Source organism: Cupriavidus numazuensis (genome assembly GCF_905397435.1).
Taxonomy (GTDB): Bacteria; Pseudomonadota; Gammaproteobacteria; order Burkholderiales; family Burkholderiaceae; genus Cupriavidus; species Cupriavidus numazuensis.
The window spans coordinates 1-872 of sequence record NZ_CAJPVI010000156.1 but is presented as its reverse complement, the minus strand read 5'-3'; the positions used below and the strand labels follow the sequence as shown (position 1 = coordinate 872).

Annotated in this window: 1 protein-coding gene; it reads right to left on the bottom strand. The window is 62.0% G+C overall.

What is annotated here, in order from left to right; all coding sequences use genetic code 11:
* Positions 1 to 11 precede the first annotated feature (11 nt).
* Positions 12 to 814, bottom strand: a protein-coding gene (locus KHO41_RS40965) for an IS5 family transposase (RefSeq protein ID WP_211958886.1) whose coding sequence is annotated in 2 segments (ribosomal slippage) — positions 12 to 487 and positions 487 to 814 — 804 coding nt in all. Because the reading frame shifts where the segments join, the coding sequence is not laid out codon by codon here.
* Between the last annotated feature and the right edge of the window lie 58 nt (positions 815 to 872).

Here is an 872-nt window from a genome sequence, read left to right as displayed (position 1 = left end):
TCTAAGAACGGCTAACAAAACTGTTCAACAAATCGAGAGCAGATGACAGCGCAAGCGAGCGTGAGCAGAGCCAGATGAATATCGAGACGTCGTTCGAAGCGAATGCGCAACTTGCCGAAGGCAGCGAGCCAGGCATGCGTGCGCTCGACAACCCAGCGATGCTTGCCGAGCCGGTCGTTCCTCTCGATGCCACGACGTGCGATGCGTGGACAGATTCCTCGCTTGCGCAAATGTTGACGACATCGAGCAAAGTCGTATCCCTTGTCGGCATGGAGCTTGTCGGGGCGGCTGCGCGGCCGCCCCGACAGCCCTCGCACCGCTGGGATGGCGTCAACCAATGCTTCGAACACAATGGAATCGTGTCGATTGGCACCGGTGACGGTCAGCGCCAACGGGACACCGCGCCGGTCTACGACGAGATGGCGCTTGCTGCCGAGCTTGCCGCGGTCCGTGGGGTTCGGGCCGGTCTGCTGGCCCCCCGGGGGCTGGCCACTGCTGCCCCGTCGATGCTTGCCCGCGTCCAATCGATCTGGTCATGCTCGCGCAGGCGGGTCAGCATGGCCAGATGCAGGCGTCCCCAGACGCCACTGGTCTGCCAGTCACGCAGACGCCGCCAGCAAGTCATGCCGCTGCCGAAGCCCAGTTCTTGCGGCAGGTCCTCCCATGGAATCCCAGTCTGCAATACAAACAGGATGCCGTTCAGCGCTGCTCTGTCCTCCACCCTGGGGCGGCCACCTTTTGGGGAGGGCTCCACCGTTGGCAGCAGCGGCTGCAATGCCTTCCACAATTCGTTGTTGATCTTCTTTCGTGCCATGCCACCGCTAACGTCCATCAGGCGCCGTTCGATGACACGGTTTTGTTAGCCGCTCTAA